The organism is Streptomyces sp. P6-2-1, from assembly GCF_050613165.1.
Classification (GTDB): Bacteria; Actinomycetota; Actinomycetes; order Streptomycetales; family Streptomycetaceae; genus Streptomyces.
Window position 1 is genome coordinate 471,730 of the sequence record NZ_CP192513.1, and the last position, 22,956, is coordinate 494,685.

Consider the following 22,956-nt stretch of genomic DNA (forward strand, 5'->3'; position numbering starts at 1 on the left):
GCGCGCCCTTACGGGGGGGGGAGGACGTGCCCGTGCGGGGAGGGAGCCACGTACCGCCACCCGCGCCGCCTGCGGATCGCATGGCGGCGCGCCCGTGCGAAGCGTGATCGCACGGGTGGCGCGCCGTCAGGGCCTTTGATCTACAGGCCCGCCGCCCTGCCCCACTCCGTGCGACCCGCTTCGCGCAGCACCTTGCGCCGGCGGCGCGGGTCGAGGCGGTCCACGTAGAGACCGCCCTCCAGGTGGTCGTACTCGTGCTGGAGGCAGCGCGCGAAGAAGCCGGTGCCCTCGATCCGGCGCGGCGTACCGTCCGCCGTACGGCCTTCGAGCACCGCGTGGTCGAAGCGCGAGGTCCCCGCTTCGAGCCCCGGCAGGGACAGGCAGCCCTCGGGTCCGCGGACCATCGGTCCTTCGACCTCGACGAGACGGGGGTTGACGAGGTGTCCGAGGTGGCGGCGGTCCTCGTCGTCGGGGCAGTCGTATACGAAGACCCGTACCGCCTCGCCGATCTGCGGGGCCGCCAGGCCCACCCCCCGGGCGGCGTACATCGTCGCGAAGAGATCCTCGACGAGCTTTTCCAGCCACGGACCGAAGTCCCCGGCCTCGCGCGCGGGAGTGGTGAGCACGGGGGCGCCGTACAGGCTGAGGGGCCGGACCTGTCCTGAACTGCCCGGGATGGGACGTCGTCGCATGACCGGACAGCCTACGGTCCCGCTCTTTTCCCCAGGCAAGGGACGGTGTGCGGTTCTGGCCGCGCGGGGGATCTCGGTAGGCTGCACCCGACGAATGCCTCCCCGCCAGTGTGCGGCGCGCGGGAGGAGCACCGCACCACAGCGCGGGCCGGAGTGGCCCGGGGACGGTCGCGGGCGCCGGACGCGGCGGAAGTGAAGGAGGAGCGAGGACGATGACAGCCAACTCGGAGCCGCTGTCGGCACGGGCCAAACTGGCCGTGACGGCGGGCAAGGCCGCCGCGGCGGTGTCCCGAGCGGCGGGGCGCGGCAGCGGGTCGGTGATCGGCGGCAAGGTGGCGCTCCGGCTCGAACCGGACCTGCTCGCCCGGCTCGCGACGCACCTCGACGTCGTACTGGTCTCGGCGACCAACGGCAAGACGACCACGACCCGGCTCATCGCCGAGGCCCTGCGCGCCGCCGGCCCCGTGGTCTCCAACGCGCTCGGCGCCAACATGCCCGCCGGGATCACCTCCGCTCTCGCCGGGGGCTCCGACGCGCGCTACGGCGTGATCGAGGTCGATGAGAAGTACCTCGCGGGCGTCGCGCGGGACGTCGAGCCCAAGGCGATCGCGCTGCTCAACCTCTCGCGCGACCAGCTCGACCGTGCCGCGGAGACCCGGATGCTCGCCGAGCGCTGGCGCGAGGGTCTCGCGGGCAGCAAGGCCGTCGTCGTCGCCAACGCGGACGACCCGCTCGTCGTGTGGGCGGCCTCCTCCTCGCCGCACGTCATCTGGGTGGCGGCCGGGCAGGAGTGGAAGGACGACGCCTGGTCGTGCCCCTCCTGCGGCGGTGTCATGCAGCGTCCCGGCGACGACTGGTTCTGCGGCGAGTGCGGTTTCCGCCGCCCCGCCGCGAGCTGGGCGCTCTCCGGTGAGCACGTCCTCGACCCGCACGGCTCGGCCTGGCCGATCCACCTCCAGCTCCCCGGCCGCGCCAACCGCGCCAACGCCGCGACCTCGGCGGCCGTCGCCGCCGTCTTCGGGGTGCCGCCGCAGGTGGCCCTGGAGCGCATGTGGCAGGTGCAGGCGGTCGCCGGACGGTACGACACGGTCCAGTTCCAGGGCCGCGACCTGCGGCTGCTGCTCGCCAAGAACCCCGCGGGCTGGCTGGAGACCTTCTCGCTCATCGACCCGCCCCCGACCCCCGTGCTCCTGTCGGTGAACGCGCGCGGCGCGGACGGCACCGACACCTCCTGGCTCTGGGACGTGGACTACACGCGGCTCGCCGGGCACCCCATCTTCGTCATCGGGGACCGCAAGCTCGACCTCGCGGTCCGTCTCGAAGTGGCCAATCTCGACTTCCAGGTCTGCGAGAACGTGGACGAGGCGGTGCGTCTGGCCCCTCCGGGGCGTATCGAGGCGATCGCCAACTACACGGCGTTCCAGGACTTGCGCCGACGCGTGGGGAATTGACCGGACCAGTGAGAAGGGACAGGGATATGAGCGACAACAGTCTTCGTCTGGTCTGGATCTACCCGGACCTGCTGAGCACCTACGGGGACCAGGGCAACGCCCTCGTCGTCGAGCGGCGGGCGCGGCAGCGCGGTCTCGGTGTCACACGCGTCGACGTGCGCAGCGACCAGCCCGTGCCGACCTCGGGCGACATCTACCTCATCGGTGGCGGTGAGGACCGCCCGCAGCGGCTCGCCGCCGAGCGGTTGCGGCGCGACGGCGGCCTCCAGCGCGCGGTGGGCAACGGGGCGATCGTCTTCTCGGTGTGTGCCGGGTACCAGATCCTCGGGCACGAGTTCGTCAACGACCTCGGGCAGCGGGAGCCGGGGCTCGGGCTGCTCGACGTCGTCTCGGTGCGGGGCGAGGGCGAGCGGTGCGTGGGCGACGTGCTCGCCGACATCGACCCCCGGCTCGGCCTCCCGCCGCTGACCGGTTTCGAGAACCACCAGGGCGTGACCCACCTCGGCCCCACCGCGCGGCCCTTCGCGCGCACCCGGCTCGGCAAGGGCAACGGGACCGGGGACGGGACCGAGGGCGCCTTCAACGACACGGTGTTCGGGACGTACATGCACGGTCCCGTGATGGCGCGGAATCCGCAGATCGCGGACCTGCTGCTGAAGCTGGCGCTGGACGTCAACGCGCTTCCTCCGGTGGACGACCGGTGGTACGAGGCGCTTCGCGAGGAGCGGATCGCGGCGGCCACCCGGCCGGAGTAGTGCCCCCCGCGGGGTCTCCGGGGCTCGGCCCCGGGCCCCCGCCCCCGGGCCCCCGCCCCCGGGCCCCGCTCCGCTCCTCAAGCGCCGGAGGGGCCCGGTCCTGGTGGGCCCGCTGGGGCGTCTGTCCACCACACGGACCGGAATAGGCGGTGTGATCCGGCGGGATTAGGGTGCTGGCACCGACCGGACGTCGTGGTCCGGTGCCGATTCCAGGTTGCGAAGGTGTTTCAGGCCCATGCGCATTGGCGTGCTGACGTCCGGTGGGGACTGCCCGGGGCTCAACGCGGTCATCCGCTCCGTCGTTCACCGGGCGGGTGCCCACGGTGACGAGGTGATCGGTTTCCACGACGGGTGGCGCGGGCTCCTGGAGTGCGACTGGCGGCCGCTCGACCACGACGCCGTCGCCGGCATCCTCGCCCAGGGCGGGACCGTGCTCGGTTCCTCCCGGGTCCAGCCCGCGCACCTGCGCGACGGTGTCGAGCGGGCGCGGGCGCACCTCGCCGACCTGGGGCTCGACGCGGTCGTGCCGATCGGCGGCGAGGGCACCCTCAAGGCGGCGAAGCTCCTCTCGGATGCCGGGCTGCCCATCGTCGGGGTGCCGAAGACGATCGACAACGACATCTCGGCGACCGACGTCACCTTCGGTTTCGACACGGCCGTCGGGGTCGCGACCGACGCGCTCGACCGGCTCAAGACGACCGCCGAATCGCACCAGCGGGTCCTCATCGTCGAGGTGATGGGCAGGCACACCGGCTGGATAGCGCTGCACTCCGGGATGGCCGCGGGCGCGCACGCCGTGCTCGTGCCCGAGCGGCCCTTCGACGTCGCCGAGGTCGCCGAGCGGGTCGGGGCGCGCTTCGACGCGGGCAAGCGCTTCGCGATCGTCGTGGTCGCCGAGGGCGCGAAGCCGCTCCCGGGGACGATGAAGTACGAGGAAGGCGCGCGCGACATCTACGGGCACGAGCGGTTCTCGGGGGTCGCGCGCCAGCTGTCGCTGGAGCTGGAGGACCGGCTCGGCAAGGAGGCCCGCCCGGTGATACTCGGGCATGTGCAGCGCGGCGGGACCCCGACCGCGTACGACAGGGTCCTCGCGACGCGCTTCGGGCGCGAGGCGGTCGAGGCGGTGCACCGGGGCGAGTTCGGGCGGATGACGGCGCTGCGCGGCACGGAGATCGTCACGGTGCCGCTGGGTGACGCGGTCGCGACGCTCAAGACGGTGCCCGCGGCGCGGTACGAGGAGTGCGAGACCGTCGTCTGAGCCGTACCGGGGAGCCCTCGGCAGGGGTGGGCGACCCGCGCGCGGGAGCGTGGGCCGCCCGTCCTAGTCTGGTGCGGACAACCGGTACGAAATCAGGAGTCTGCGGATGGATCACAGCGGGCACGGCATGATGTCCGATCTGCCGCCGTTCACGCTGGGGCGGGGACTCGAACCCTCCCCCGACGTGTTCTTCCTCGTCGCCTGCCTGCTGGGGCTCGTGCTCTACGGCTGGGGCGTGGCGCGGCTGCGGCGGCGCGGTGACTCCTGGTCCTGGGGGCGGACGATCCCGTTCGTGCTCGGGGTGCTGACCATCATGCTCGTGATGTGCACGAAGCTGAACGACTACGGCATGGTCATGTTCAGCGTGCACATGGTGCAGCACATGGTGATCAGCATGCTGTCGCCGATCCTGATCCTGATGGGCGCCCCGACGACGCTCGCGCTGCGTGCGCTGCCGGTCGCGGGGCGGGGCCGCAAGGGGCCGCGCGAGTGGCTGCTGTGGCTCCTGCACAGCAGGTACATGCGGGTCGTCACGCACCCGCTCTTCACCATCCCGATCTTCATCGCGAGCCTGTACGCGCTGTACTTCACGCCGCTCTTCGACTTCTTGATGGAGTCGAGCGCCGGGCACATCGCGATGATGGTGCACTTCCTCGCGGTCGGCATCGTCTTCTTCTGGCCGATCATGGGCGTCGACCCGGGGCCGCACCGGCCCGGCTACCTCATGCGGATGCTGGAACTCTTCGCGGGGATGCCCTTCCACGCCTTCTTCGGGATCGCGCTCATGATGGCGTCCACGACGATGGTCGACACCTTCGACAACCCGCCCGCCTCGCTCGGCCTCGACCCGCTCTCCGACCAGACGGCGGCCGGCGGTATCGCCTGGGCGTTCAGCGAGGTCCCCTCGGTCGTCGTCCTCCTCGTCCTCCTCGTGCAGTGGTACGGCTCCGAGCAGCGTCAGGCCCGCCGCAAGGACCGCGCGGCGGACCGTGACGGGGACGCGGAGCTGAACGCGTACAACGACTACCTGGCGTCGTTGCAGGGCCGGAGCTGAGCGGGCGGGGGCGAGCCCTGCTTTTCGGACGCCGGTTCGCTCCTCGCTGGCATTCTTGCCGCCGTTCGGGTGAGGATGGTGGTACGGGTCTCGTCCCCGGGGCCCAGTGGCCGGAGAGGCGGATCGGTATGCCTGGCACCACGAAGACTATGGGCGTGTTCACCATCGGCGGACTGGTGGTGGTCACCGCGTACACCGTGGCCCTCGGCAGCAACGGCTGGCTGTGGTTCGGCTGGGTCGTCCTCGGGCTTCTCACGCTCGCGATGACGATGACCCAGGACTGAGGCACGGCGCGTACGACGCTTCACGAGAGGTGAGGGGCGGCTCCCGGACAGGGGGCCGCCCCTCTTCCCTTGCCCGGGCCGGGTCCGTGCCCCGCGGCGCGGCGCTCGCTCAGAAGCGGAAGACGTCCCCCGTCTCCTCGGCGAGCACGCAGGTGTTCGCGTACGTGCGGTGCCAGGCCGTGGGACGGCCGAGGTAGTCGCCCGTGACGCTCACCGTGACCGGCTGGTACCGCTTGACGCAGTCGCGGGGGGCGCCGCGGAGCTGCTCGGGCCGGCCCTCGGCGGTGGCGAGCGCGGCGCAGGCGTCGGCGGCGTGCGGGTGGGTGCCGCTCGCCGGGCGCGTGGCGCAGTCGAGCGTGACACCCCTGATCCAGGTGGCGCCCTCGTCGGCGACGCTCAGGAAGAGGCCGCGCGCGGGCCCTTCCTCGGTGAGCCGGGCCCCGGGGTCGCCGGGAGCGGGCGTGTCGCGCTCGGCGGACTCGGCGCTGCCGGGGGCCGGCCGTTGCAGCGCGGGGCGGTCGCCCGGGGGCGGGGGCGGCGCGGCCTGGGCGGTCGGCAGCAGCGCCGTACCGGCCAGGAGCGCCACCGCGAAGGTGGTGACGAGACGCATGGAGGACTCCTCGTGCGGGACTGTGGTTCCGCGCCCGCGCGGGGCGGGCGCCCGCGCTCACCCCTCCCCTCTCGCCGGGCCCTGGCGGCGGGCCCGCGGCGGCGCGGCACGCGCACGGGTGAGGGCGCGCGGCCGTACGGCGGAGCGCGCGGGGGCGTGCCGGGCGACCCCGGTGCGCTCCGTCCGCCGGGCAACCCGATGGCCCGTATGCCCCTCTCTGTGGGTGCAAGGACGTGGGTGCCAAGGCGTGGGTGCGAGAACGTGGGCGGCCGGGCCGAGGGCGAGGAGCCCCGTGCCGGGGCGCTCGGGAGCGGCGAGGAAGGCAAGGCATGGACGACAGCGGGTTCTGGCCGCTGCGCGCGGTCACGGGGGTGCTGCTGCTGAGCGGGGGCCTGCTCGGCACCACGGCGGCGGTGCGCGCGGCGGTGCGGCAGCGTCGGCTGCCGGGGGGCCGGGCGCTCGCGCGGGTCGTGGACACGCTGCTCGTCGGGCCCCCGGCGGGGTCGGGGAACACCGGTCCCGAGCACCAGGCGCTGCTGGAGTTCCGTACGGCGGAGGGGCGGCTCGTGCGCCTGCGGGACACCTCGGGCGAGGTGCGGCTCACCGGGGATCTCGTGGTCGTACGGCATCCCCCGGGCGAGCCGGAGCGCGCGGTGTGCCCGCCGCCGGGCGAGAGCGCGGACCCGGTGCCCGTCGTGCTCGGCCTGGTGGTGTGCGCGGTGTGCACGGGGGTGGGGGCGCTGCTCGTGGGCAGGGCGCTGCTCGCGGGGTGAGCGGGCGGCCCCCGGGGGCGGGGCCGCCCCCGGGGCCGTACCGGCTCGGCCCCGCGTCCGCTCAGCCCCCGGTCACCCGTGCCTCTCCCCCGCCCCCTTCGGGGTCCCAGCCGAGGTCGAGGAGACCGCGGTGGATGGCGTTTCTGCGGGGTTCGTCGATGGCGTCCATCTTGAGGTCGGCGCGGGCGCGCTGGTCGACGGCGAGGGCGAGGTCGGCGTCGAGGTGGCCCGTCTCGCGCCAGGCGCGCAGGCGGGCCTCCTCGGCGTTGCGGTAGCCGAGCGTCTCCTCGTACTCGTGCGTGCCCTCGGTGGCGGCGCTCAGCTGTCCTTCCCACTCCGAGAGCCTGCGCGAGAGATGGACGTCGACGGCCTCGCGGGCGAGGTCGGCATCGGAGGAACCGCGTCCCCCCTGTGGCGTTTCGCTCATTCTCGTACCGTATTACGCCCCCACCGGGGCGCAAACGGTCAGCCGTCGACCCCGCCCGCTCCGCGTCGCTTCGCCGTGTAGGCGCACTCGGTGTACGTGTATCCGCCGCGCACCTTGACGGTGTCGGTGGCGGGGGAACCGCCGAGACCGCTGGTCCCCGACTTGTGCAGGAAGTACGTGGTGCCCGCGGGGAGCCTCAGGGTCTTGCTCGGGTACTTCTTGCCCGCCGAGCAGGGCTTGAAGGAGGGGTTCAGGGTGTCGGCCCACTCGTAGCGCTCGCAGCCCTTGCAGGCGCCGAGCGTGAAACTGCCCGTGACAGGCCCGGTGTAGAGCACCTCGACGGCCTCGGGGCTGTCGTTGCGGACCGTCACCGTGATCGAGCCGCCGGTGGTCGTCGTCGGCTTGACCTTGCCCGCGGCCGGGAGTTCGTCGGCGACCTGCGCGGCGATGACGTACTTGCGCGCGAGCGGCACGCGGCCGTCCTTGCCGTAGTGGGCGGTGAAGTCGCGCATGCGCGACTGCGCGGCGGCGTAGTCCTTCTCGCGGTACGCGGTGAGCGCGCAGTTCCACGTCTTGGTGGGAAGGCCGCTCTTCGCGCGGTCCGCCTGGCGGCCGAGCGCGGTCACCGTCGCCGCGGGCGCGCCGTCGGCCTTCGCGACGGCGGCGGCCTGGTCGGCGAGGGCCTTGAGCGACGCGGTCGCCGCGCACGGCGACCGGCCACCCTTGTCCTTGAGCGAGTAGCTCACGCGCTTCTCCACCTCGGGGACGACCTTGCCGGCCTCGGGGCTGTCGGGGTACTCCTCCAGGAGCGCGGTGAGGCGGTCGGTGGTCGTGGAGTCCGCGGTGCCGAGCCCGCCGACGCCGCAGCCGTAGAGCGAGGTGGCGAGGCGCGGCGCGGGCCAGGCGACGAGGTCCTCGGGGACCCGGCCCCCGCCCATCGTCCCCGGCACGGTGAGCAGGTGGCGCAGGGGGTCGACGGCTTCGCAGTAGTCGCCCGCTTCGAAGGGCGCGCCGACCGTGCGGTAGTACGTGCGCAGCCTGGCGGGGACCTTGTGCGCCGCCGCCGATCCGGGGTGGACGCGGCTCAGGTCGCGGTACGTGGTGAGCGCCGAGGAGAACGCCGCTTCGTGGCCCTTGTAGCCGGAGGTCTTGTAGCGGGCGACGGTGCGGTCGGCCTTGCCGAGCCGGTCGAGCAGCTGCTTCTCCAGGCGCGCGTGCTGGGCGCGTTCGCGGGCCGCCTCGTACTGGAAGCCCGCGAAGACGGGTGCGGCGAGCAGGACGAGGGCGAGGCCGAGGAGGGGCACCGTCGGCACGGGCCGTGTGGTGCGCAGTCCGCGCGCCGCCGCGTGGGCGGCGAGCAGGACGAGGAGCGCGAGCCAGCCGGCGACGAGGGCGGGCGGGACGCCGTCGGGGTCGGCGGGGAGCGCGACGAAGGCGAAGACGCCGGTGCTCACGAGGGCCACGGCGAAGCCGCCCCAGGAACGCAGCAGCGCGTGCCCGATGCCGAGGCCGCTGAGGTCGAGGAGCGCGAGGCCGAGGGCGCGCGGAACATCGCGCGGGCCCCGCGGCGCGGCGGGCGGGCCCGGGGGCGGGGCGGCCGCCGTGGGCGGGGCGGGCGGGAGGCCGGGCGGGTAGCGGGGTGGCGGGGGGAGGGGGCCCGGACCGCCGTGCGGGGTGGCGCCCGTGGGGCCGTACGCGGGCGCGGGGCCGAAGCCGCCGCCCTGCGGCGGGACCTGCGGTGCGCCGGGTGCGGCGTCCCGCGGCGTGCCCCGCACGGTGTCCCGCGCCGCGCCGGGCGCGGGGTCCCCCGGGGTAGCCGGTGGCGGGCCGAAGCCCGCGGGGGGCGGGCCGAAGCCGCCGCCGGGCGCGGGTCCCGCGCCGCCCGGGCCTTTCGCGTCCTCCGGCTCGCCGGGCGCGCCCTGCTGAGGCTCCGTCATGTACTCCCCCTGTTGTGCGTACGCGGCACCCGTGTCCCGACCCCCCGGGGCAACGCCGGACGCCTACGCATGGTTTACCACCGCGCACTCGTCCGTGAACATCCGGGTTCGGTACCGCTCACGCACCCCGGGAAGGCCGTGCGCGCAATACCGCGAGGCTCTCCGCCGGGGGCCCGACGCCTCTCAGCAGCCCGGCGGGCCCAGCACCCCCGCCGCCTCGTCCAAAAGGTGGCGCAGGCGCAGCGCGTCGGGGGCGAGGGCGCTCACCAGGACGGCGGGCCCGTCGAGCGGGAGCACAGCGGCACCGGGCGGGAGCAGGCGCGCACCCGCCTCGTACTCCGTGAATTCCGGTGCGACGAGCAGGAGTTGTCCTATCGCCCGGAGTCCCGCCGTGCCCGCGGGGCCGTCCCAGCCCGGGGGTGCGCCCGTGCCGAGGCAGGTCTCCTGGTCGAGGAGGGGGCGCCCGGCGAGGCCGACCGTGAGGCGGGAGGTGATCCGTCCGGGCACCTCGCCGCTGCGGCCGAGGACCTGCTCCTCGCGCAGGGCGCACCGCGCGCCTTCGGCGAGCGTGACGCGGGTGTGCTGCGCGAGGTCGCTGCCCGCGGCGGCGACGACGGGTTCGGGCAGCCACTCCAGACGTCCGCCCCGGGCCACGTCCAGGTCGACGGTGTACGTGGCGCGGGGCGTGGACTGCCCGGGCAGGGCGAGCGTCGCGGCGACGGAGCCGACGCGCAACCGTGCCCCGGGCCCCGCCCCGGCCCGTACCGCGTACGTGTCCCCGCCGAGCGGGCCGCCCATCGCGCCCACGAGCAGGACGTGCGCGGCCCCGGGGGCACCCCGTGTGCGGCGCACGGCGAGCGGGCCCTCGCCGCGCAGCACGGGGAGCGCGGTGCCGCCCCGCCCGTCCGCGCGCGCCTCGATCCGTACCCGCGCGAGGGCCCCCGCGAAGGCTGTCGTCACGGCCGCGCCCGCCACGCGCGGTGCTGCGCGCGCACCCAGTCGGCGACCGGGCCCACACCCTCGGGGCCGCGCAAGGACTGGAGGAGTACGGGGAGTTCGCCGCGCGCGTGGGCCGCGTCCTTGGCCATCCTGCCGAGGTCGGAGCCGACGTGAGGGGCCAGGTCGGTCTTGTTGACGACGAGGAGGTCAGCCGTGGTGACGCCCGGGCCGCCCTTGCGCGGGATGTCGTCGCCGCCCGCGACGTCGATGACGAAGATCTGCGCGTCCACGAGGCCGCGCGAGAAGGTCGCTGTGAGGTTGTCGCCGCCCGACTCGACGAGGATCACGTCGAGCGGTCCGGTCTCCGCCTCCAGTTCCTCGACCGCCTCCAGGTTCGCCGAGATGTCGTCCCTGATCGCGGTGTGCGGGCAGGCGCCCGTCTCGACCGCGGTGATCCGCTCGGGCGGCAACACCCCTTCCTTCAGGAGGAATTCGGCGTCCTCGCGGGTGTAGATGTCGTTCGTGACGACGGCGAGGGACAGTTCGGCGCGCAGGGTGCGGCACAGGGCGGCGACGGTCGCGGTCTTGCCGGAGCCGACGGGTCCGCCGAGCCCGAGCCGCAGGGCGCGGCGGCGGCCGTCGGGCAGGTGCGCGTCGGCGCTGAGCGCGGGCGGGGCGTCGTGGGAGTGGTCGAGGTGCACGGGGCGGCTCCAGCGGGGCTATGTGGTGAACAGCTTGTGCGGGCGGCGGGCGTGGTGTTCGGCGGCGAGGTCGAGGAGCGGGGCCGCGCGGGCGGGGAGCGCGCCGGGGCCCTCGGCGCGGGCGCGCGCCGCGTGCGCGAGGGCTTCGGCGGCCAGCGTGTCGAGTACGGGCGCGAGGCGGGCGAGCACGCGGGTCGCGTCGAGCGGGTCGAGACTGAGCAGACGGACGGTCGCGCTCGCGGGGCCCCCGACGCTCTCGTAGAGGCTCGCTGCCGCCGCGTCGGCGGGGCCGAGCCCCGCTGCCCGTGCGGTGAGGCCGAGGACGACGGGCTGGTGGAGGCCGCGCGGGTGGTGCGCGGCGACGGCGTCGAGCGCGGGGTCCGGCCAGGCGGCGCGGGCGGCGCGCAGGAGCTGGCGGCCGAGTCTGCGGGCCGCCGCACGCAGGGCGGGGGACGGGGTACGGGCGTCGGCGGCGCGGTCGAGGGCGAGCGGGTCGAGCCCGTCGGCCGCGGCCGCGGCCAGCGAGGCGGCGACGAGCCCGGTGGTGTGCGCGCGGCCGAGGCAGTACGCGTACAGCTCGTCGGGGCCGCTGATCCGTCCCTCGGCCACGGCCTCCTCCGCGCCGCCGGAGTGCGCGTGGCCCCCGGCGGGGAGCCTGCCGTCGGCGAGGACGAGCAGGGCGGAGGGCACGACGGGCAGGGCGGCGGGCAGGGCGGCGGGCACGGGCAGCGCGGAGGGCATGGGCACGGGCACGGGCGGGCTCCTTTCCGCTCAGAACAGGAAGTACCGCTGCGCCATCGGCAGCTCGGCCACGGGTGCGGGTTCGACGAGTTCGCCGTCGATCGTGACGGCGAAGCTGTCGGGCGCGACCTCGACGCGGGGCAGCGCGTCGTTGAGCCGCATGTCGGCCTTGCCGAGGCCGCGTGTCGAGCGGATCGCGGTGAACGTGCGGCGCAGCCCGAGGCGTTCGGGGAGCCCGTCGTCAAGGGCCGCCTGCGTGACGAAGGTGAGCGAGAGTCCGGCGGGGGCGGCGCCCGTGGCGCCGAACATGGGCCGGGGCAGGACGGGCTGGGGCGTGGGGATGGACGCGTTGGCGTCGCCCATCTGCGCCCAGGCGATCTGCCCGCCCTTGAGCACGAGTTGGGGTTTCACTCCGAAGAACGCCGGGTCCCAGAGGACGAGATCGGCGAGCTTGCCCGGTTCGACGGAGCCGACCTCGGCGTCGATGCCCTGCGCGAGCGCCGCGTTGATCGTGTACTTCGCGACGTACCGCCGCGCGCGCAGGTTGTCGGCGGGCCCGTCCCCCGGCAGGCTGCCGCGCCGCCGCTTCATGACGTGCGCGGTCTGCCACGTGCGCAGGATGATCTCGCCGATGCGGCCCATCGCCTGGGAGTCCGAGGACATGATCGAGATGGCGCCGAGGTCGTGGAGGATGTCCTCGGCCGCGATCGTCGAGGGGCGGATGCGGGACTCGGCGAAGGCGAGGTCCTCGGGGACCGCCGGGTTGAGGTGGTGGCACACCATGAGCATGTCGAGGTGTTCCTCGACGGTGTTGACGGTGTGCGGGCGGGTCGGGTTGGTGGAGCTGGGCAGGATGTGCGGGAGCGAGACGGCGGTGATCATGTCGGGCGCGTGGCCGCCGCCCGCGCCCTCGACGTGGAAGGCGTGCAGCGTACGGCCCCGCACCGCGGCGAAGGTGTCGCCGACGAAACCCGCTTCGTTCAACGTATCGGTGTGGATGGCGAGTTGCGCACCGGATTCCTCGCACACGTCGAGGCAGGCGTCGATGACGGCGGGGGTCGCTCCCCAGTCCTCGTGGATCTTGAACCCGACGGCTCCGGCGCGCAGTTGGTCGCGCATCGAGGCGTGCGACGTGGTGTTGCCCTTGCCGAGGAGGCCGAGGTTGACGGGGCTGTTCTCCAGGGCCTCGAACATGCGGGCCAGGTGCCAGGAACCGGGCGTGATGGTGGTCGCCTTGGTGCCCTCGGCCGGTCCCGTGCCGCCGCCGACCATCGTCGTGATGCCCGAGCCGATCGCCTCGTCGACGAGGCCGGGCGAGATGAAGTGCACGTGCGTGTCGATGCCGCCCGCGGTGAGGATCTTCCCGTTGCCCGCGATGATCTCCGTCTCGGGGCCGATGACGAGGCCGGGGTGCACGCCGTCCATCGTGTCGGGGTTCCCGGCCTTGCCGAGTGCGACGACGCGCCCGTCGCGGATGCCGATGTCGGCTTTGACGATGCCCCAGTGGTCGAGGACGACGGCTCCTGTGATCACGGTGTCGGGGGTGCCGTCCGCGCGGCTCGCGCGGGACTGGCCCATCGACTCGCGGATGACCTTGCCGCCCCCGAAGACCGCTTCCTCGCCCGCGCGCCCCGGGCCGCCGCAGCGGTCCTCCTCGATCTCGACGAGCAGGTCGGTGTCGGCGAGCCGGACGCGGTCCCCTGTCGTGGGCCCGTAGAGGTCGGCGTACGCGGGCCGCGCGAGGGCGTACCTGCGGGGGCTCGGCTCAGGCGTCGTCACGGGTGGCTCCCTCGTCCGGAACGGCGGTGGTGGTACGGGCGTCGAGCGCGCCGGCCGTCCCGCCGCGCAGACCCGGCACGACACGGGCGCCCGCGAGCGGGATGAGCGCGACCTCGGCGGGGATGCCGGGCTCGAAGCGCACCGCCGTCCCTGCCGGGATGTGGAGCCGCTTGCCGTGCGCGGCCGCGCGGTCGAAGTCGAGTCCTGGGTTGGCCTCGGCGAAGTGGTAGTGCGAGCCGACCTGGACGGGTCTGTCGGCGCGGTTGAGGACGGTCAGGACGGTGACGTCGCTGCCCTCGTTGTAGGCGACGGGCTCCTCGGCGTACAGGATCTCCCCGGGAATCACGCGGGCCTCCCCCGGCTCAGACGATGGGCTCGTGGACGGTGACGAGCTTGGTGCCGTCGGGGAAGGTCGCCTCGACCTGCACCTCGGGGATCAGCTCGGGAATGCCGTCCATGACGTCGGCACGGGTCAGCACTTCCCGCCCCGAGGCCATGAGTTCGGCGACCGTGCGGCCGTCGCGGGCCCCTTCGAGCAGGTGCGCGGTGATGAGGGCGACCGCTTCGGGGTGGTTGAGCCTGAGCCCCCGCTCCCGCCGTCTGCGCGCCACGTCGGCGGCCACATGGATCAGCAGCCGTTCCTGCTCGTGCGGGGTGAGGTGCACGCGCCTACCACCTTCCACTCGTCCTGCCGCCGGTTTCCCGGCACGGCGGAAGCCGAGGCTAACGGCGAACGGTTTCAGGCGCGTTAAGCGGTGGGGCGGGCGCGCGGGGTGGGAGGTGCGCGGTCGCCGCGTGGCGAGGCCGGTCCCGTATACGTACGGGTGGTCGGCCGTGCCCCGTCGGCGACGTCCACCGGGTACGCCGGCCGGTGAGCCGCCGCGTCCCGCCGGGTCCTCGCCGGGCGGGGTCGGAAGGACGGGGGGCGAAAGGGCGGAAGGCGGTGGAAGGCGGAGGGGGTGAAGGGCGGAAGGGCTACCGTCCCGGGCGGGGCCCGCGCGGTTTCTGGAGGCGCGGGCGAAACGGGTACCGGGGGCCGGTCGCCGTCGTCAGTCCGGCTGCCCCGGGGAGCGGTGTTCGGCCGCGATACCGAAGCGGGGGCGGAACGGATCGGGCCTGGACGTGGGTTCGGTCAGCGCGGTGACGCTGCCGAGCGAGGGGGCTGGGGCGGCGGCCGCCGCGGCCTCTTCGGCGTCCAGGGCCGCGAGGCGGTCCAGGTCCGCCGCCGAGACGAGCGCGGCGAGGGGTTTGCCGTGGCGCGTGACGACGACACGCTCGTCACCGTAGACGACCCGGTTGATCAGGTCGGCCAGCTCGGCGCGGGCTCGCGTCACCGGGATCTCGTAAGCCATGCCTTCCACCTTAAGTCGCGCGACGGCTCTCGCTGTCGGCGTAATCCGGGCGTCTCCCTTGCGCGAGCCCCGTAGCTGACACAGACTCACGTACGTTCTGTACAGAATTTACAGGACGTACAACTCGTACGGTCTTCCCGGTCCGTACGTCCGTCCGCACCGTCCGCACCGTCCGCGCCGTTCGCGCCTCCCCGCGTCCGCCCCGTCCGCCCCGTCCCCTCCATCCGCGCGTTCCGCCTCCCTGGAGACCCCGCCTTGCAGCCCACCGACCTGTCCCCTCTCGCCCGTCACGTGCTCCCCGAGTTCACCGAGCGCACCAGCTACGGGACACGCACTCTTGACCCGTACTCCCGGCTCCTGGAAGGTCGGATCGTGTTCCTCGGCACGCCGCTCGACGACACGGCGGCAGCGGACCTGGCGGTACAGCTCATGCACCTCGAACACGCGGCCCCGGATCAGGACATCTCCCTCTACCTCAATTGCCCCGGCGGCAGTTTCACGGCGCTGACCGCCGTCCACGACACGGTGCGGCACCTGTCGTGCGACGTGGCGACGTACTGCCTCGGACAGGCGGTCTCGGTCGGCGCCGTCCTGCTCGCCGCCGGGGCCCCGGGCAAGCGCGCGGCCCTGCCCGGGGCGCGGATCGTGCTGCGGCAGCCCGAGTTGCCCGAGGCGATGCGCGGGCAGCCGAGCGATCTCGCCGTGTGGGCCGATGAGTTGGCGCGCGAGCGACGGACGACGGAGCGGCTGCTCGCGGCGGCCGCCGGACGGACGGAGGCCGAGGTGCACGGCGACATGGAGCGCGACCTCGTACTGACGGCGGCGGAAGCGGTGCGGTACGGGATCGTCGACGCCCTCGCGGACCGCCGCACCCCACACCCCGGGCCGAGGTGAGCGCGTGCCCCCGCCCGAACTCCCGCCGCTGCCCGCGCTGACCCGCGCCGAAGGCGCGCTCATCGACCACTACCTCGCGACCGCCGAGCTGCTCGGCCGGGTCAACCCCGCGCGCGGCGACGACACGTACGCGGCCCTGCGCGCCGCCCAGGCGCTCGTCGCCGAGGTGACGCGGCTGCGGGACGCGCTGGCGCTCATGCACGCGCGCGGCGAGACCGAACTCCACCGGGCCACGCTGGAACGGGCCTTGCGCGTCCTGGACGGGGAACGCCGGGCGGGGCGGGTCGCGATGCCGCCACCCGAAGAGGCCGGGGCGGGCGGCGGGAGCGAGGAGGGCGGCGGCCAGGAGCGCTGAGCGGAGCCCGCCCTTCCGCCGCCCCGCAGCCTGCATCCCGCATCGCATGTCCCGCGTCCCGCACCCATCCCGCACTCCGCCCCGTGTCCCGCGCCCCGGACGCCAACGCACGTGCGCACGCGCTCCCGCACGCCTCCCCCGCTCGCACGCGCGCCCGCACGCCTCCCCCGCTCGCACGCGCTCCCGCACACGCCCCGGACCGCGCCCCGCGCGGGCATGTCGCGGCGTGCAGGCGGGGCGTGAAGTCCGCGCCGGACGGCGCATTCGCCTTCCTCACCCTCCCCCCGCATGCGTTCCGCGACCACGCGTGTCCGGAGTGCGACGCGCGGCCGCCGAACGGAGGACCCCCCAATGACGTACGCCGGAGTCGGCGTCACGCCGCCCCCGGTTGCCCCGGTGGTCCGCGATCCGCTTGCCGCGCACGGCGTTCGCGCTGGTCGGGGACTCGTCCTCCGTGAGAGGAGCCGCACTTGACGGCCTTTCGCCACCCAATCGCCATACGGGTGACTAAGCTCACATAAGCCTGTTTTCATTCGGAATCCGGCGGTGTCGTGCGTCAAGATCGCTCCCGACGACAAGCCCCCGCCGCAGCGGCGGGGCGGTCCGGGCGGACGCCGAGTCCCGCCGCCGTCCGGACGCCAGGTCGACACCGAGTGGATCGGCGGGAGTGGAGGACCCGAGCACGGCGGGTCGGGCCCGGCAACGGGCACCGGTCCTTGGGGTGAAGCCGCGTGAGCGGCCGGGCATCTTCGCCAGTCCGAACCCGACAGGTCACCCTTCACAGGCGGTTGACGAAGGGTTACGCATGCTGGTGCGCAATCGAGTTCCCGTCCTGCTCTCCAGGACCGGCGCGGTATCGGTCCTCACCCTCGCCGCCGTCGGCGGCACCGTCCTCGTCCCCGGCGCATCCGGCGACGCCTCGGCGGCCGTCCGGGTCCCCACGAAGGCGCTGAAGGTCGCGGCGTCCAAGAAGGGCGCCCCCTACAGCTGGGGCGCGGCGGGCCCGCGCCGCTTCGACTGCTCGGGCCTGACGCTCTATTCGTTCAAGAAGGCGGGCAAGTCCCTGCCCCGCACCGCCCAGGCGCAGTACAACAAGACCCGGCACGTATCGGCGGGCAAGCGCACCAAGGGCGACCTGGTGTTCTTCCGCTCCGGTGGCAGTGTCTACCACGTGGGCATCTACGCCGGGGGCAACAAGATCTGGCACGCCCCCAAGACGGGAGATGTGGTCAAGCTCGAAAAGATCTGGTCGAAACAGGTCGCGTACGGACGCGTGCGGTAAGGGGCCGGGCGCGTGGGTGCCGTGGCGCGGCCTCAGCCCTCCGGTACGGCACCCTCCTCCGGCACGGCACCCGCGCGCGCGGGCCGCCAGGGCAGGGCGACCAGGACGGTCTTGCCGCCCTGCGGTGTCGGCACCACCGAGAGCCTGCCGCCGGTCTCCGCCGTGAGGTAGCGGATGATCGCGAGGCCGCGCCCGTTGTCCTGCCGTACGGCGGCGGGGAGGCGGCGCGGAGGGCGCGGGTGCGAGTCGGTGACGCCGACGCGGAGGAGTTCGTCGCGGTCGAGCGAGACGGTGACGGTGAAGAACGGGGACTGCCCGCCGGTGTGCAGGACGGCGTTGGTGACCAGTTCGGAGACGATCAGGCCCACCGACGCGGCCATGTCGTCCCGCGCGGGCAGCCCCCACTCCGCGAGGACCCCGCCGACGAACGCGCGCGCCTCGGGGACCGACGCGGCCTCGCTCGGCAGCGTGACGGAGGCTTCCTGGTGATCGGCCATGACGACCTGCCCCTTTCCACCGGGCGCCCGCACGGCGCTCCGGGTCGGTGGTTCGCGACAGCCTGCCACCCGCACGGGGCGCACTCCGGGGACTGTGCGCCACTGTCGCCCGAAGCGGTGAAGCCTGCTACGGCCGAGCGGATTCCGGGGGTGCGGGGCGGAGCGTCCGCATCGCGAAATCGCGGTGCCCCGGGCACGTACCGCCTGCTTGGCTGCTCCCATGACCGCACCTGACGACCTGCGCATACGCCACGCCGAGCCCGCCGACATCGCCTCCGTCCTCGCCTTCTGGCGCGAGGCCGCCGAAGGGACGAGCATCAGCGACGATCCCGCCGGTGTCGGGCGGCTCCTCGCACGCGACCCCGAGGCGCTGCTCCTGGCCGAGCGCGGTGGCGCGCTCGTCGGCACGGTGATCGCGGGCTTCGACGGCTGGCGCTGCTCCGCGTACCGTCTCGCCGTCCATCCCGCGCACCGCCACCAGGGCGTCGCGAGGGCCCTCCTCGCCGCGATGGAGGACCGTTTCGCCGCGCTCGGCGGCCGCCGCGTCGACGCGATGGTCCTGGAGGAGAATACGCGCGCGCACGGCACGTGGGGCGCGGCGGGGTACGTACGCGAGGAGCGGTGGCGGCGCTGGGTGAAGCCGGTGTGACCCGGCCCGGCGGCCCTCACCACCGGCCACCCCTCCCCCGCGCCGGGCCCCCTCCGCGCCGGGCCCCCTTCCCCCACCGGGCTCCCCTCCTCACCGACGGCCCCTCCCTTCACCAGTCACCAGGCCCCTCCCCCTCGCCCTTTGCTTTGCCTTTCCTTTACTCTTACGTGACTGGCCCTTTTCGATCCGCGAATCGTGGCCCTGCACGCATACGAAAGGTGTGAGCGTCCGCCAATGGGCGAGCCTCCCAGTCCGCGCTCCGGCGCCCTGTCCCTCTCCGTCCCCGGAGGGGTCCGATGACGGAATTCCTCCTTCTCGGCCTCGCCGTGCTCCTCGCCCTCGTCTGCGGTGTCTTCGTGGCGGCGGAGTTCTCGCTCACGACCGTCGAGCGCGGGGCCCTCGAAGCCGCCGCGCTGCGGGGTGAGCGCGGGGCCCGGCACGCGCTCGCCGCCCTGCGGCGGCTCACCTTCCAGCTCTCCGGGGCCCAGCTCGGGATCACCGTGACCAACCTGGTCATCGGGATGCTCGCCGAGCCCTCCGTCGCCAAGCTGCTCTCCGGGCCGCTCGGCGCGCTCGGGCTGCCCCCGGGAGCCGTCGCGGTCCTCTCGCTCGTGCTCGGCACCGCGCTGTCGACCGCGTTCCTCATGATCGTCGGCGAACTCGTACCGAAGAACTGGGCGATCTCCGCCCCCGAGCGTGTCGCGCGCGCCGTCGCCGGGCCCGTACGGCTCTTCTCCTTCGTCCTCCGCCCGCTGATCAGGCACCTCGACACGAGCGCGAACCGCGCCGTGCGCCGCCTCGGCCTGGAGCCCGCCGATGAGCCGGCCTCGGCGCGCGGGCCGCAGGAACTCGCCGCGCTGGCCCGGCACTCGGCGCGCGCGGGCACGCTGCCGGCGGGGACCGCCGAGCTGTTCGTGCGGACGCTCGGGCTCGGCGCGCTCACGGCGGGTGCCGTGATGACGCCACGCGTCGACGTCGTGGCCCTCGCCGCTTCGGAGCCCGCCGAACGGGTGCTCGTCGCCGCCCGCCGCACCGGCCTCTCCCGCTTCCCCGTGCACCGGGGCGAAGGGCTCGACGAGGTGTGCGGCACGGTGCACGTCAAGGACGTCCTGGCGCTCCCGGCCGCCGCGCGCGCCACGACCCGGGTACGCGCCCTGCTCGCGCCCCCCGTGCTCGTCCCCGGGACCCTGCCCGTGGACCGGCTGCTCGACCGGCTCGGCGGTGCGGCGTCGATGGCCGTCGTGATCGACGAGTACGGCGGCGCGGCAGGGGTCGTGACGCTGGAGGACGTCGTCGAGGAGGTCGTCGGCGAGGTCCGCGACGAGCACGATCCGCGCGCGCTGCCTGAGCTGGTACGGCTGGGGAGCGAGGACGGGCGCGCGGTGTGGGCCGCCGACGGCTCGCTGCGTGTCGGCCGGCTCGCGGGGCTCGGCCCCGTACTCCCCGAAGGGCCGTACGAGACGCTGGCCGGGCTGCTCGCCGCCGAGCTGGGGCGCGTCCCGCGCGCCGGGGACAGCGTGTGCGTGGCCGGCTGGGAGCTGCGGGTCGACAGCGCGGAGGGACGGCGTGCCGGGCACGTACGTTTGCGCGCGCCGGAAGGCGGGCCGCGCACGTGGGCGCCCGCGAGGACGAAGGAGCCGAGCCTGTGAGCGCGCTGCACCTGCTCGTAGGGGTCGCCACGCTCGTGGCGAACGCCTTCTTCGTCGGCGCCGAGTTCGCGCTCCTCTCGGTGCGCCGCGCGCAGGTCGAGCCGCGTGCGGAGGCCGGGGACGGGCGGGCGCGCCGTGTGCTGTGGGGCCTGGAGCACGTCTCGGGGCTCATGGCGGCGGCGCAGCTCGGCATCACGCTGTGCACGCTGGTGCTCGGCGTCGTCGCCGAACCGGCACTCGCCCGCCTCCTGGAGCCCGGCTTCGGCGCCGTGGGCCTGCCGCGCGGGCTCGTGCACCCGGCCGCTTTCGCCGTGGCGCTCGTGCTCGCGACGTACCTGCACATGCTGCTCGGCGAGATGATCCCGAAGAACGTGGCGCTCGCCGACCCGGTGCGCGCCGCGCTGCGGCTCGGGCCGCCGCTCGTGGCCCTGACGCGCGCGCTCGGGCCCGTGATCGCCGGGGTGAACGCGGTGGCGAACGGCGTGCTGCGGCTGCTGCGCGTCGAGCCGAGGGACGAGGTGGCCGCCGCCTTCTCGGGCGACGAGCTGGCGCGCCTCGTGGGCGACGCGCACGCGGCGGGGCTGCTGGACGCGCGCGCCGGGCGGCGGCTGCGGGACGCGCTGGCGCTCGGCCGCAGGCCCGTACGGGACGTGGCGCTCCCCCCGGAGCGCCTGGTGACGGCCCCGCTCGGGACGAGCCCCGACGGGCTCGTGGCACTCGCCGCAGCGACCGGGTACTCGCGCTTCCCCGTCGTGGACGCGGACGGGCGGCCGCTCGGCTACCTGCACGTCAAGGACGCGCTCGGCCCGCGCCCAGCCGACCTCCCCTTCGCTCCGCGCGAGCTGCGGCCACTCCCCCGCCTCGCGGCGGGGACCCCGCTCGACGCGGCCCTGGCCACGCTGCGTGCCCGGGGCACCCACCTCGCTGCGGTCACCGCGCCCGGCGAGGGGCTGGTGGGTCTCGTCACGCTGGAGGACGTCCTGCGGGAGCTGATCGGCGGCGGTACGGAGGCGGTGGCGGCCCGCGCCTGAGCGGCGGTACGGGCCGGGGCGACCCGGGCCACGAGCCCGCCCGCGACCGGGCTCGCCCCGGCCCCGTACCGGCCGGTACGATCGCACTCGCCATGTCGATCAATGCCACGTACACCAGCCTGGTCGCCGTCGGGGACAGCTTCACCGAGGGCATGTCGGACCAGTTGCCCGACGGGTCCTATCGCGGGTGGGCCGACCTGCTCGCCGCCCGCCTCGCGACGCGTACCGCCGGATTCCGCTACGCGAACCTCGCCGTGCGCGGGAAGCTCATCGAGCAGATCGTGCGCGAACAGGTCGGGCCCGCCGCGAAGATGGGCGCCGACGTCGTGACGCTCGTCGGCGGGCTCAACGACACCCTGCGGCCCAAGTGCGACATGGGCAAGGTGCGGGGACTGCTCGAAGAGGCGGTCGAGACGCTGGCGCCGAGCTGCGAACAGCTCGTGCTCATGCGCAGCCCCGGCAGGCACGGCCCCGTGTTCGACCGTTTCCGGCCCCGTATGGAGGCCCTGTTCGCGTGCATCGACGAGCTGGCAGCGCGGCACGGCGCGCTCGTCATCGACCTCTACGGGAGCGCGGCGCTCGGTGACCAGCGGATGTGGGGCGTCGACCGCCTGCATCTGACCGGCGAGGGGCACCGCAGGGTGGCCGAGGCGGTGTGGCAGGGGCTCGGTCTGGCGGCCGAGGACGACTGGAACAGCCCGCTCCCCGCTCCCGTCCCCCTCTCGTGGCGCGAACGCCGCCTGGCGGATGTCAGCTTCACGCGCGCGCACCTGCTGCCGTGGATAGGGCGCCGGCTGACCGGGCGTTCCTCGGGGGACGGCCGTGTGGGCGCCCAGTTCGACGCCGCCGCGGGCGAGGGCTTCTGGATCACACCGGCGGACGACGCGCGTCCTGGGCCCGTCTCGGACTGGCGACGGCTGGAGTCCTGACTCCTGCCCCGCCGCGCGTCAGTCCTGGCCCGATTCCACGATCCAGCCGCGCTCGACCCGCCACACCGCGCCGTTCGCCGTCGCTCCCCGCATCCCGTGCAGTACGCCCGGGCCCGCCAGGGTCACGGCACGCGAGTCGCCGAGGGACGCGAAACCGAAGGTGCGTCGCGCCTCCCAGCCGGTGCTCCGCCGCAACCGGCGGCTCAGCCGGCTCCAGCCGAGCGGAGGGGCCGCCACCACCCAGGCGTCCGGCTCCGGCTCGGTCAGCCGACGCGCCTGGCGCAGCCATGACGCGGCGTCCTCCGGCCAGTCCACGACGGCGCTGAGGTACCCGCCGCGTCGCTGCCACGCCTCGGCGAAGGCGGTGGCCGCGCGGCGCGACGCCGCGTCCCTGCCGTGTCCCAGGGCCACTCCCGCGACCGGGAAGCCGCACGTGTCCAGGAGACCCAGCAGCCGGGCGAGTTCCCGTGCGGTGTGCTCCCCCGGTGCCTCCCAGGGCCCGTACTCGGCGGGAAGCGCCGGATCGGGCCGGGGCGAGGGATCGTTCACGAGCCGTCTCCGTCGCGCCAGCGCCGGTACAGCGCGGGGAGGCACACGGCGCACGGCCGGTATCCCGCCGCCACCGCCGTTTCCCGGTCTTCGAAGAACACGCGCCATGCGGCGTAGTGACCGCGGGCGAGGTGCCGCAGGGCGGAGGGGCAGTCCAGGCGCCCGTACACCCGCCCTCGCCGGTACCCGCCGAGCCGCCCGGGCAGGTCGCTCAGGTACGGGCGGCCGTCGGGCCCTGTCAGGGTGTACGTACGGGCAGGCGGGGCGTCGGGGGCGTCCTTGGGCGGTGACGGGCTCACGCCTCCACTGTGCCCCACTCCGGCCCGACGCGCCGACGGTACGCGGGAGTTCACGCGCGCGACCACCCC

The 22,956-nt window shown here is 74.6% G+C and carries 27 protein-coding genes and 1 riboswitch; of the genes, 13 read left to right on the plus strand and 14 right to left on the minus strand.

Translation table 11 applies throughout. The features are described from left to right. Window positions 1-140: 140 nt before the first annotated feature. On the minus strand, window positions 141-692 hold the full coding sequence (gene def / locus ACQYWQ_RS02065; protein ID WP_431032140.1) for a peptide deformylase: 552 nt from the start codon (window positions 690-692) through the stop codon (window positions 141-143). A 212-nt stretch (window positions 693-904) separates the two neighbouring features. Here def and ACQYWQ_RS02070 point away from each other — a divergent pair, with 212 nt between their 5' ends. The 5 genes from ACQYWQ_RS02070 (at window position 905) to ACQYWQ_RS02090 (ending at window position 5,494) form a co-directional block, all read left to right on the plus strand. Then, the gene (locus ACQYWQ_RS02070; RefSeq protein WP_431032142.1) at window positions 905-2,143 is read left to right on the plus strand and encodes a MurT ligase domain-containing protein; all 1,239 of its coding nucleotides are present in this window, start codon (window positions 905-907) and stop codon (window positions 2,141-2,143) included. Between the two features lie 26 nt (window positions 2,144-2,169). After that, window positions 2,170-2,898: a type 1 glutamine amidotransferase gene (locus tag ACQYWQ_RS02075; RefSeq protein ID WP_431032143.1), complete on the plus strand. Its 729-nt coding sequence runs from the start codon at window positions 2,170-2,172 to the stop codon at window positions 2,896-2,898. Between the two features lie 235 nt (window positions 2,899-3,133). After that, window positions 3,134-4,156, plus strand: a complete 1,023-nt coding sequence (locus ACQYWQ_RS02080) for a 6-phosphofructokinase (protein WP_431032144.1) — start codon at window positions 3,134-3,136, stop codon at window positions 4,154-4,156. A gap of 106 nt (window positions 4,157-4,262) precedes the next feature. Further along, window positions 4,263-5,210, plus strand: a complete 948-nt coding sequence (locus ACQYWQ_RS02085) for a cytochrome c oxidase assembly protein (protein ID WP_431032145.1) — start codon at window positions 4,263-4,265, stop codon at window positions 5,208-5,210. Between the two features lie 128 nt (window positions 5,211-5,338). Next, entirely contained in the window at window positions 5,339-5,494 is a 156-nt protein-coding gene (locus ACQYWQ_RS02090) for a hypothetical protein (protein ID WP_007829792.1), read from the plus strand. A 109-nt stretch (window positions 5,495-5,603) separates the two neighbouring features. Here ACQYWQ_RS02090 and ACQYWQ_RS02095 read toward each other — a convergent pair whose 3' ends face one another. Then, entirely contained in the window at window positions 5,604-6,104 is a 501-nt protein-coding gene (locus ACQYWQ_RS02095; protein WP_431032146.1) for an SSI family serine proteinase inhibitor, read from the minus strand. Between the two features lie 329 nt (window positions 6,105-6,433). On the opposite strand from ACQYWQ_RS02095, the gene ACQYWQ_RS02100 reads away from it, so the two are divergent. Next, window positions 6,434-6,877, plus strand: coding sequence for a hypothetical protein (locus ACQYWQ_RS02100; protein WP_431032147.1), 444 nt, complete (start codon window positions 6,434-6,436; stop codon window positions 6,875-6,877). Window positions 6,878-6,938: 61 nt separating this feature from the next. Here ACQYWQ_RS02100 and ACQYWQ_RS02105 read toward each other — a convergent pair whose 3' ends face one another. The 9 genes from ACQYWQ_RS02105 to ACQYWQ_RS02145 form a co-directional block, all read right to left on the minus strand. Continuing rightward, window positions 6,939-7,304, minus strand: a complete 366-nt coding sequence (locus ACQYWQ_RS02105; protein WP_431032148.1) for a hypothetical protein — start codon at window positions 7,302-7,304, stop codon at window positions 6,939-6,941. Window positions 7,305-7,342: 38 nt separating this feature from the next. Further along, window positions 7,343-9,241, minus strand: a complete 1,899-nt coding sequence (locus tag ACQYWQ_RS02110; protein WP_431032149.1) for a hypothetical protein — start codon at window positions 9,239-9,241, stop codon at window positions 7,343-7,345. A gap of 183 nt (window positions 9,242-9,424) precedes the next feature. Then, complete coding sequence (locus ACQYWQ_RS02115) at window positions 9,425-10,201, minus strand: urease accessory protein UreD (RefSeq protein WP_431032150.1); 777 nt, start codon at window positions 10,199-10,201, stop codon at window positions 9,425-9,427. After that, window positions 10,198-10,881: an urease accessory protein UreG gene (ureG, locus tag ACQYWQ_RS02120; RefSeq protein WP_431032151.1), complete on the minus strand. Its 684-nt coding sequence runs from the start codon at window positions 10,879-10,881 to the stop codon at window positions 10,198-10,200. Before ureG ends, ACQYWQ_RS02115 begins: the two co-directional genes overlap by 4 nt. Window positions 10,882-10,899: 18 nt before the next feature. Beyond that, window positions 10,900-11,622: an urease accessory protein UreF gene (locus tag ACQYWQ_RS02125; RefSeq protein WP_431039036.1), complete on the minus strand. Its 723-nt coding sequence runs from the start codon at window positions 11,620-11,622 to the stop codon at window positions 10,900-10,902. 30 nt (window positions 11,623-11,652) lie between these two features. After that, window positions 11,653-13,401, minus strand: a complete 1,749-nt coding sequence (locus ACQYWQ_RS02130) for an urease subunit alpha (protein ID WP_431032152.1) — start codon at window positions 13,399-13,401, stop codon at window positions 11,653-11,655. Then, window positions 13,388-13,747: an urease subunit beta gene (locus ACQYWQ_RS02135; protein WP_431032153.1), complete on the minus strand. Its 360-nt coding sequence runs from the start codon at window positions 13,745-13,747 to the stop codon at window positions 13,388-13,390. Before ACQYWQ_RS02135 ends, ACQYWQ_RS02130 begins: the two co-directional genes overlap by 14 nt. A gap of 16 nt (window positions 13,748-13,763) precedes the next feature. Beyond that, window positions 13,764-14,066, minus strand: coding sequence for an urease subunit gamma (locus ACQYWQ_RS02140; protein ID WP_431032154.1), 303 nt, complete (start codon window positions 14,064-14,066; stop codon window positions 13,764-13,766). Between the two features lie 384 nt (window positions 14,067-14,450). Continuing rightward, window positions 14,451-14,753 (minus strand): type II toxin-antitoxin system Phd/YefM family antitoxin, encoded by a 303-nt coding sequence (locus ACQYWQ_RS02145; RefSeq protein ID WP_431032155.1) that lies wholly within the window; start codon window positions 14,751-14,753, stop codon window positions 14,451-14,453. Window positions 14,754-15,008: 255 nt separating this feature from the next. Between ACQYWQ_RS02145 and ACQYWQ_RS02150 the strand changes: the two genes are divergently transcribed. From ACQYWQ_RS02150 to ACQYWQ_RS02160, 3 genes are all read left to right on the plus strand, one after another. Then, window positions 15,009-15,647, plus strand: a complete 639-nt coding sequence (locus tag ACQYWQ_RS02150) for an ATP-dependent Clp protease proteolytic subunit (protein WP_431032156.1) — start codon at window positions 15,009-15,011, stop codon at window positions 15,645-15,647. Between the two features lie 4 nt (window positions 15,648-15,651). Further along, window positions 15,652-16,002 carry a hypothetical protein gene (locus ACQYWQ_RS02155; protein WP_431032157.1) on the plus strand — a complete coding sequence of 117 codons (351 nt, stop codon included), beginning with the start codon at window positions 15,652-15,654 and terminating at the stop codon, window positions 16,000-16,002. A 637-nt stretch (window positions 16,003-16,639) separates the two neighbouring features. Then, window positions 16,640-16,804: riboswitch (cyclic di-AMP (ydaO/yuaA leader) on the plus strand. A gap of 3 nt (window positions 16,805-16,807) precedes the next feature. Beyond that, window positions 16,808-17,284: a C40 family peptidase gene (locus tag ACQYWQ_RS02160; RefSeq protein WP_431032158.1), complete on the plus strand. Its 477-nt coding sequence runs from the start codon at window positions 16,808-16,810 to the stop codon at window positions 17,282-17,284. A gap of 32 nt (window positions 17,285-17,316) precedes the next feature. Here ACQYWQ_RS02160 and ACQYWQ_RS02165 read toward each other — a convergent pair whose 3' ends face one another. Next, complete coding sequence (locus ACQYWQ_RS02165; protein ID WP_431032159.1) at window positions 17,317-17,781, minus strand: ATP-binding protein; 465 nt, start codon at window positions 17,779-17,781, stop codon at window positions 17,317-17,319. 220 nt (window positions 17,782-18,001) lie between these two features. Here ACQYWQ_RS02165 and ACQYWQ_RS02170 point away from each other — a divergent pair, with 220 nt between their 5' ends. From ACQYWQ_RS02170 to ACQYWQ_RS02185, 4 genes are all read left to right on the plus strand, one after another. Continuing rightward, window positions 18,002-18,430 carry a GNAT family N-acetyltransferase gene (locus tag ACQYWQ_RS02170; protein WP_431032160.1) on the plus strand — a complete coding sequence of 143 codons (429 nt, stop codon included), beginning with the start codon at window positions 18,002-18,004 and terminating at the stop codon, window positions 18,428-18,430. 296 nt (window positions 18,431-18,726) lie between these two features. After that, complete coding sequence (locus ACQYWQ_RS02175) at window positions 18,727-20,079, plus strand: hemolysin family protein (protein WP_431032161.1); 1,353 nt, start codon at window positions 18,727-18,729, stop codon at window positions 20,077-20,079. After that, window positions 20,076-21,110, plus strand: a complete 1,035-nt coding sequence (locus ACQYWQ_RS02180; protein ID WP_431032162.1) for a hemolysin family protein — start codon at window positions 20,076-20,078, stop codon at window positions 21,108-21,110. The genes ACQYWQ_RS02175 and ACQYWQ_RS02180 overlap by 4 nt, the downstream gene beginning before the upstream one ends. A gap of 92 nt (window positions 21,111-21,202) precedes the next feature. Then, a complete protein-coding gene (locus ACQYWQ_RS02185; RefSeq protein WP_431032163.1) occupies window positions 21,203-22,039 on the plus strand; it encodes an SGNH/GDSL hydrolase family protein in 837 nt (278 codons plus the stop codon). Window positions 22,040-22,057: 18 nt separating this feature from the next. Here ACQYWQ_RS02185 and ACQYWQ_RS02190 read toward each other — a convergent pair whose 3' ends face one another. Beyond that, complete coding sequence (locus tag ACQYWQ_RS02190; RefSeq protein ID WP_431032164.1) at window positions 22,058-22,588, minus strand: hypothetical protein; 531 nt, start codon at window positions 22,586-22,588, stop codon at window positions 22,058-22,060. Then, complete coding sequence (locus ACQYWQ_RS02195) at window positions 22,585-22,887, minus strand: Ada metal-binding domain-containing protein (RefSeq protein ID WP_431032165.1); 303 nt, start codon at window positions 22,885-22,887, stop codon at window positions 22,585-22,587. Before ACQYWQ_RS02195 ends, ACQYWQ_RS02190 begins: the two co-directional genes overlap by 4 nt. Window positions 22,888-22,956: the final 69 nt, after the last annotated feature.

Excerpts from the sequence above, each read along its gene's own strand:
- ACQYWQ_RS02075 (WP_431032143.1), top strand. The coding sequence starts at position 2,170 with ATGAGCGACAACAGTCTTCGTCTGGTCTGGATCTACCCGGACCTGCTG.
- ACQYWQ_RS02105 (WP_431032148.1), bottom strand. The coding sequence starts at position 7,304 with ATGAGCGAAACGCCACAGGGGGGACGCGGTTCCTCCGATGCCGACCTC.
- ACQYWQ_RS02175 (WP_431032161.1), top strand. The coding sequence starts at position 18,727 with ATGACGGAATTCCTCCTTCTCGGCCTCGCCGTGCTCCTCGCCCTCGTC.
- ACQYWQ_RS02080 (WP_431032144.1), top strand. The coding sequence starts at position 3,134 with ATGCGCATTGGCGTGCTGACGTCCGGTGGGGACTGCCCGGGGCTCAAC.
- ACQYWQ_RS02090 (WP_007829792.1), top strand. The coding sequence starts at position 5,339 with ATGCCTGGCACCACGAAGACTATGGGCGTGTTCACCATCGGCGGACTG.
- ACQYWQ_RS02185 (WP_431032163.1), top strand. The coding sequence starts at position 21,203 with ATGTCGATCAATGCCACGTACACCAGCCTGGTCGCCGTCGGGGACAGC.
- ACQYWQ_RS02125 (WP_431039036.1), bottom strand. The coding sequence starts at position 11,622 with ATGCCCTCCGCGCTGCCCGTGCCCGCCGCCCTGCCCGCCGCCCTGCCC.
- ACQYWQ_RS02170 (WP_431032160.1), top strand. The coding sequence starts at position 18,002 with ATGACCGCACCTGACGACCTGCGCATACGCCACGCCGAGCCCGCCGAC.
- ACQYWQ_RS02085 (WP_431032145.1), top strand. The coding sequence starts at position 4,263 with ATGGATCACAGCGGGCACGGCATGATGTCCGATCTGCCGCCGTTCACG.
- ACQYWQ_RS02145 (WP_431032155.1), bottom strand. The coding sequence starts at position 14,753 with ATGGCTTACGAGATCCCGGTGACGCGAGCCCGCGCCGAGCTGGCCGAC.
- ACQYWQ_RS02160 (WP_431032158.1), top strand. The coding sequence starts at position 16,808 with ATGCTGGTGCGCAATCGAGTTCCCGTCCTGCTCTCCAGGACCGGCGCG.
- ACQYWQ_RS02100 (WP_431032147.1), top strand. The coding sequence starts at position 6,434 with ATGGACGACAGCGGGTTCTGGCCGCTGCGCGCGGTCACGGGGGTGCTG.
- ACQYWQ_RS02070 (WP_431032142.1), top strand. The coding sequence starts at position 905 with ATGACAGCCAACTCGGAGCCGCTGTCGGCACGGGCCAAACTGGCCGTG.
- ACQYWQ_RS02095 (WP_431032146.1), bottom strand. The coding sequence starts at position 6,104 with ATGCGTCTCGTCACCACCTTCGCGGTGGCGCTCCTGGCCGGTACGGCG.
- def (WP_431032140.1), bottom strand. The coding sequence starts at position 692 with ATGCGACGACGTCCCATCCCGGGCAGTTCAGGACAGGTCCGGCCCCTC.
- ACQYWQ_RS02110 (WP_431032149.1), bottom strand. The coding sequence starts at position 9,241 with ATGACGGAGCCTCAGCAGGGCGCGCCCGGCGAGCCGGAGGACGCGAAA.
- ACQYWQ_RS02165 (WP_431032159.1), bottom strand. The coding sequence starts at position 17,781 with ATGGCCGATCACCAGGAAGCCTCCGTCACGCTGCCGAGCGAGGCCGCG.